The sequence below is a fragment of the Shewanella sp. AC91-MNA-CIBAN-0169 genome (assembly GCF_040310165.1).
In the GTDB taxonomy this organism is placed as follows: domain Bacteria; phylum Pseudomonadota; class Gammaproteobacteria; order Enterobacterales; family Shewanellaceae; genus Shewanella.
In genome coordinates this window covers 1-4625 of the sequence record NZ_JBEOPM010000048.1, presented here as the reverse complement: position 1 = coordinate 4625, position 4625 = coordinate 1, and the positions used below count along the sequence as shown (strand labels likewise).

The following is a 4625-nucleotide window of genomic DNA, read 5'->3' as shown; positions in this document are numbered from 1 at the left end:
CTCAAGATACTCTTTGATCATTGCTGCGAGACGTTCATCGTCGTCGATTAGCAAAATGTTGTCAGTCGTTTTGGTCACAGGCATGCCCATATTATGCCACATTTTTTAAAACTCTCTAGCTTTACATTACTTTACGTCGCAGAAAAATCAGAGCAATGCAGTCGTGTTTTTATGACTATAGACAAGTGGGGCAACTGCCAATACCGCGATGTGCGGCCACACAAACACTATTAAGTGAGAAAGATCATGATTGCAAAACGCATTACTTTACTAAGCCTTGGGGTACTCTTATTCAGCACACAGATTGCTTTCGCAGAAGAATCTAAGACCGAAGACCAGTGGAGTATTTCGACCACGCTTGGAGTCGTCAGCGCCCCTACCTATGTCGGGGATGACGAAAACCAACTGAACATTCTCCCCGATGTGCGCGTGACTTACGGGGATCGATTTTTTGCATCACTGTTAGGCGGTGTCGGCTATAACTTTGTGGCAACAGATAACTGGAAGGCTGGCGGGATTGTTAAATACGATTTTGGCCGCGATGAGGATGGTGATAATCCATTGCGTATATCTGGTGATGACGTAAATGATCTGCTGGGGCTGGGTGATATTGACGGTTCGGCTGAGGTTGGTGCATATATCGAATATGAAGCTAGTCGGATTCGATCAAAACTGGAAGTACGCCAAGGGCTGTCCGGCGGTCATGAGGGTTTGATTGCAGAAGCTGAGATCAAATTTACCGGACAATTCCAGATGTTCTCGAAACCCGCCTTTTTTGCGGTAGGGCCAGAAGTCGTTTATGGCGATAAAAACTACAATCAGACCTATTTTGGTATCACCACAGTGCAAGCCTCGCGCTCAGGACTTTCCACGTATCAAGCTGATGCGGGATTGGTTTCCTATGGACTGCATGGCTCGGTGGTCTTACCGCTCAATGATCGAATCACCCTGATTGGCTTTGCTGGCTACGACATGCTCGGCGATGAGGTTGCCGATTCTTCGCTAATTACACAGCGCGGTAGTGACGCTCAAGCCATAGGTGGCCTCATGTTCAGTTACCAGTTTTAACCAACCAATATTAACGAGAGAGGTGAACTGCCATGACTGCTGAAACCGTAACTTATACCAATGCATTGGGCGAGATAATCGCACCGTTTTTGCTCGCGGTACGCTCGACCGGCTTCTTTGAAGCCTATGTGTATCTACCACTGATGACGATACTCGCCATTTTCATTTTCAGGCGTACCTATCGTCTAATGATGGCCAATGGCACATTCGATTCGCCACTTCGTCAGCGATATCGCTACGTCATTTTGTCACTGTATTTCATGATGTGTTTTTTCTTCACCGGCGTTATCGCGGTAGCATTCAAGACCATGATTTTGGAAGAGATGGACTACACTGAGGCACATTGGTTTATCCCTTATGTGAGCTACTTGCACTTTTACATCGCCAGTGTGTCATTGGCCTATATCTATCTTATGCGCACCAATCGTTCGTCGCTTTTTTCGCGGGTATTGAGTTTGTACATACAAGTGGGTTTTCTTGGTGCATACCTAATCGGTATCGACCGCATTGTTAATGAACCGTGGGTGCTGCTCGATCCAGCGAGCGGTTTGAGTGGTTTCTACATGTTTGCGATATTCGGTGTGCTGCATTTTGATGTGGTCGTGCGGCTTCTCCAACCGTATGATAATGCGATCTTGGTGAGCGCCCCAACGATGATAGGCGGCGACAATGCTAAAAGGTGAACATACAGCGCGGGCAACGGCGTACACCTCGGTTGCTAAATGGCTGCACTGGATTGTGGCGGCTTTGGTGGTCGCCATGTTGTTTTACGGCTGGTCGCTAGATAATTACGAAGGTGAGGCATTGTCGGCGGCGCTTTCGTATCACGCGCTAGGGGGCTTTTTAGTCGCCTCGCTTTGCGGCCTTCGCTATCTATGGCGCACATCACACCCGCCGCCAGAGTTACCAGCGACATTATCACGGCCACAAGTGATCGCTGCGAAGGTCATCCATTCCACACTTTACATTTTGATGATCGTTGTACCTGTTACTGGCCTCATGACAGCGGTAGCCCATGACGTGCCGGTGGTCGTTCTTGGGGTGATCGATCTACAAGATACATTTTCCTTTTTTGGCCACGACAATTTTGACCTTAAACGTTTCATTCATGCCCAAGCGATGCACACCTTCGCAGGGCTGATTATTGGCCATATCGGCGCGGCATTGGTACATCAATTTTGGATTAAAGATGGCGTGCTTCGACGGATGTTATGGGAGAAAAAGCAATGATCGTTAGCGGCATCAAACGAGCTGGTATTGCAGTGGGGTTTTTTAATGGTGTAGGAAACATGATTTTTAATATAGTGTGATTTTTCCAACCTCTTAATTTCTCCTAAGAGGTTATTTTAATTGTATTGTCATTCGCCTGGGGAGCGAACCGGTAAGTGAAAATCACACTAACAGCGAATAAGATTAAAGCCCCAATTAAGGGGCTTTTTTTATATATCTAAATTGTGTGTTTCTAATGAGCTATCATCTAATCTCTTTATGTCATTGATAACTTTTTCTCTGAAATCTTCCCAGCTTCCTCCATCATCATTATCATGTTTTCGCATTATAGATATTTTTGCGTCATTATCGAATAAATCGCCGCCTACAGTATCGTTTAATTCATCCCATTTATTAACTTGGTTAGTATGCCTAGTTTCTCGCTCTACTACGTCATTTCTATAGTCAATATCAGCTTGCGTTTCTGAATTTTTCAAAAATAGGGGGTCATGGCCTCGCGCTTATTTAGGGGATTGTTTCTGCGTATCTTGCGACCTCTTCAACATCAAAGCCGCCGCCATTGTCTTTATGGAATTGCTCAATAGAGGCGCGTAAACCTTCTGGACTACTTTCGACAACATCACGCATATAAACATTTTTTACAATGTGCTTAAAGCGTTGTTCGTCTAGTTCCGCGCTGCTAAATTCTCTATTAGGCGTTACGCCAGTTTCAACACGTATTTTAGCGTCTTCATACTGGTCTGTAATATCGTTGAGCCAATCCCGAACAGGGGCGGTTATTTTGTTAAATAGCTTAGATAAAAAGCCTTGTTTTTCTTCTGGTTCAATATGTTCAATAACTGCGCTAGTCATTGTATTTCTTTCTCTTGTTATCCTTTATTTATAACAACCTAAACGGGTATTACACAAGAAAAATCTTGATAACGTAGTAACCATCGCAGATGGTCGATTACGTCCTTAGATCAAGCGGCAATCTAATCGTAACCGTTGATGACGAGCCAGAGGACAGGTCTATTGTGCCTCGGTGGGCATCAGTGATCTTCTGCACCAACGACAACCCCAGACCACTACCGGAGATATTCTGTTTGCCGCGGCCACGTTGAAAAGGCTCAAACATGCTTGCTTGATCTGCTTCTGGGATACCGTCGCCGCCATCGCTGACGATCAGATTTACATACTCAGTATTAACTTGAACGTCTACCGCAACAGGTGCGCCGCCGTACTTAAACGCGTTATCTACCAAGTTTCGGGTAAGGTGCTGGATCATTCGTGCATCCCCGAACATGCTCACAGGCGACCCCTGAACATCGCAATTTGAGTAACGAGCGCACTCTTCTGCGACGACACCCATTAAGTCGAACACCTCAAAATCCTGTTGTACGACACCGGCATCGATGCGGGTCATCAAAACTAGCTCGTCGATCAATACTCGTAGTTCTTCGACATCTTGTGCCAATGCTAATTGTCGGGGTTCATCTTCTACGGTTTTGATCATTTCAATACCAAGACGAATGCGTGTGAGAGGTGTGCGCAGTTCGTGAGATGCGTTGGCGAGTAGCAGCTTTTGAGCATTGACCAATGCTTCGATGCGTTCGGCGGTAGAGTTAAAGCTACCAGCAAGGGCGGCGACCTCGTCGCTGCCTTCTGGCTCGACACGAGCGCTGAGATCGCCGAAGCCTATTTGTCTGACAGCGAGTTGAAGCCGCTCTATTCTTCCCGTCAAATTTCGAATGAACGGGTACATGATTGCTGCGATACCAAGCGCGGAAATGATCAGAAATATCACAAACACGGCGGATTCACCGGGCAATGCGATCCGGTTAACGTTGATAACGAGCTGGCGGCCGTCTGTTAATTTAGTTGCCCACCGCGTGCCACCTTCTGTTTCTCGCCACGCGCCCTCGGCCAACGGTACGTCATCCAATGGCGTTACTGTACCGACTGACGCAATCAACAGCTTTTCGCTGCTGTAGAGGGATAGATCAATATCGAGGTAGTTGCCAATTTTATCGATGGCTGCTTGCTGCACATCGTCTGGTTCGGTGGCACTGGGCACAAGAAGTTCACTAAGGGCAGCGGTTTTGACAAATAGCTGCTCGTCATACTGATCTTGACCAATGATCGTCCAAGCAATCGTGGCGACCAGAGCGAATCCCAATAAGCTTGAAAAAACGATGAAGCAGATTTGTAGGTACAGACGGCTGTTAATCATAACTGCATCACACCTGCGACCGTGCAAACAAGTAGCCAACACCGCGCACAGTAATAACACGACGAGGCTGTTTAGGGTCGGTTTCAATCTCGGCGCGTAACCTAGATATATGCAC

At 46.7% G+C, this 4625-nt stretch carries 7 protein-coding genes; 3 read left to right on the top strand and 4 right to left on the bottom strand.

The features are described 5' to 3' along the window. Window positions 1-246: 246 nt before the first annotated feature. From AAEY98_RS21935 to AAEY98_RS21925, 3 genes are read left to right on the top strand one after another with little or no spacing between them, the layout of a single operon-like run. Window positions 247-1068, top strand: a complete 822-nt coding sequence (locus AAEY98_RS21935; RefSeq protein ID WP_182745418.1) for a MipA/OmpV family protein — start codon at window positions 247-249, stop codon at window positions 1066-1068. Window positions 1069-1100: 32 nt separating this feature from the next. Next, window positions 1101-1751: a hypothetical protein gene (locus tag AAEY98_RS21930; protein WP_351011909.1), complete on the top strand. Its 651-nt coding sequence runs from the start codon at window positions 1101-1103 to the stop codon at window positions 1749-1751. Next, complete coding sequence (locus AAEY98_RS21925; RefSeq protein WP_351011907.1) at window positions 1738-2298, top strand: cytochrome b; 561 nt, start codon at window positions 1738-1740, stop codon at window positions 2296-2298. The genes AAEY98_RS21930 and AAEY98_RS21925 overlap by 14 nt, the downstream gene beginning before the upstream one ends. Window positions 2299-2507: 209 nt before the next feature. Here AAEY98_RS21925 and AAEY98_RS21920 read toward each other — a convergent pair whose 3' ends face one another. The 4 genes from AAEY98_RS21920 to AAEY98_RS21905 all read right to left on the bottom strand — a co-directional run bounded on the left by AAEY98_RS21920 (window position 2508) and on the right by AAEY98_RS21905 (window position 4625). Then, window positions 2508-2774: a hypothetical protein gene (locus AAEY98_RS21920; RefSeq protein ID WP_351011905.1), complete on the bottom strand. Its 267-nt coding sequence runs from the start codon at window positions 2772-2774 to the stop codon at window positions 2508-2510. A gap of 28 nt (window positions 2775-2802) precedes the next feature. Next, window positions 2803-3150 (bottom strand): hypothetical protein, encoded by a 348-nt coding sequence (locus AAEY98_RS21915; RefSeq protein ID WP_351011903.1) that lies wholly within the window; start codon window positions 3148-3150, stop codon window positions 2803-2805. 97 nt (window positions 3151-3247) lie between these two features. Beyond that, the gene (locus tag AAEY98_RS21910) at window positions 3248-4510 is read right to left on the bottom strand and encodes a sensor histidine kinase (protein WP_182745428.1); all 1263 of its coding nucleotides are present in this window, start codon (window positions 4508-4510) and stop codon (window positions 3248-3250) included. 7 nt (window positions 4511-4517) lie between these two features. After that, the gene (locus AAEY98_RS21905; protein ID WP_502959371.1) at window positions 4518-4625 is read right to left on the bottom strand and encodes a winged helix-turn-helix domain-containing protein; all 108 of its coding nucleotides are present in this window, start codon (window positions 4623-4625) and stop codon (window positions 4518-4520) included.